General features: G+C 38.8%; 2 protein-coding genes. Both read left to right on the top strand.

Features of this window, described 5'->3' with window-relative positions; all coding sequences use genetic code 11:
* On the top strand, positions 1 to 197 hold a 197-nt coding region (locus ACQRCJ_RS12415), incomplete at its 5' end, for a hypothetical protein (protein WP_427799938.1).
* Between the two features lie 471 nt (positions 198 to 668).
* Positions 669 to 1,046 carry a hypothetical protein gene (locus tag ACQRCJ_RS12410; protein WP_168936536.1) on the top strand — a complete coding sequence of 126 codons (378 nt, stop codon included), beginning with the start codon at positions 669 to 671 and terminating at the stop codon, positions 1,044 to 1,046.
* The last annotated feature ends 341 nt before the right edge of the window (positions 1,047 to 1,387 follow it).

The raw sequence follows: 1,387 nt of genomic DNA, 5'->3' as shown, positions 1-1,387 counted from the left end.
CGCTTGGAACAATTTCAAGGATCAACCCTGCCACGCCTGGCTTGAAAAGAGAGAGCGGGAAAGTTTTAGCCTTGTCATCATTTGGGAATCTGGAAAAAATTGACATCCACGGAACCAAGCTCAGACCTGAGGGGTTTAGGGTCTTCAAAAACGATGTTCTGTCACCATGGGATAAGGCCGTGTATCGCTTTCCTTGACAGCCCCCACTGCAAATCAATTCAGAACATCTTGAGCTTTTTGAGTTCATAGAAAGGACATCCCCCGATGAACACAGCTGGCTCATGTTTTCCACCCAGCAACTAGGGCAATATGTCTCCGGCATGATCTGCCGGGGGAACACATCCGCTAGCAATCGCAGCTATTATAAGGCAGAGCCCTCTTTCTTGAAGAACTCAATTCTCTTGTAAAAGAAAATAAACTCCTTTTATAGTATGACATTAATATTAAAAAATGCTCACATAGATCAACTTATACCATATGTAAATATTCATATACGACACGAATATTTTCATAAACAAAATATAAATTATACTATATACGATGACATAGATATATTTTCCTCTCCTAAATATCAACGATATTATATCTATATTCGTAGAAAATTATTAATATGCTTTAAGGCATAAACATAGCGTGAAATATCGCTATAAAACTATAGGAGGTTGACAATGTCAAAATTTTTCTACACCGTTATAATCATCTCATTTATGTCATTAATAATTTTTCCACAGTATTTATTTGCAAATAATAACACATCAGATAATATATATTGTGAAATTATATCTTATGGACAGAAATACTCTATCAATAACACTCAAATAGTTATAGAAAAAAATGATAACATTACAATTTACACCTTGAAAAGAGGAAATAAGACCTCCCTTTTTGATGAAGTAATGCTACTTACCGTTGCCGAGGTATTGCCCGGTGTAGCCCAAGTCTATGGAATTACAAAAAATGGATGTAATTCTCGTTGGGGTGAAGCTAAGTTCAACGGCAAATGTTGGGTCGGCTCTGATTTTCAAATTTGTTTCACCAAGGAGTAATCAGGCTGTTTGCTTCTTCCTTGTTAGAAAATGGATAGTAGAATAGGGAGCACCAGCACAACACAGGTTTGAGGCCTTATCTGACTGGGGCAAAGGAGGTACAATATCACTTTCCCCATTATTTTCTTTTCAATATCCAATCCAACACGGCAACTTTCACCCAAGCCCCGTCTCCTTGTTTCCGGACACCGAGCTGGTAGCTGGCGGTACTTCGATACCGTTAAGCGTAAGGCTCCTTTGAGAGGCGGGGCTATCCCAAGTAGGGCTATAAGAGCTTCATGACTCGATCAATTTTTCGGTGTGTACTGCAATTTCAACGAAAAAACAGGGGGCTTTCCTAG

It is taken from the genome of Desulfovibrio sp. SGI.102 (assembly GCF_050314315.1).
Classification (GTDB): Bacteria; Desulfobacterota; Desulfovibrionia; order Desulfovibrionales; family Desulfovibrionaceae; genus Desulfovibrio.
Note: the sequence above shows the minus strand (reverse complement) of the source record. Positions and strands in the feature narration are given on the sequence as shown.

What these genes read in the sequence shown, in the direction of transcription:
- ACQRCJ_RS12410 (WP_168936536.1), top strand. Translation starts at nt 669, where the DNA reads ATGTCAAAATTTTTCTACACCGTTATAATCATCTCATTTATGTCATTA.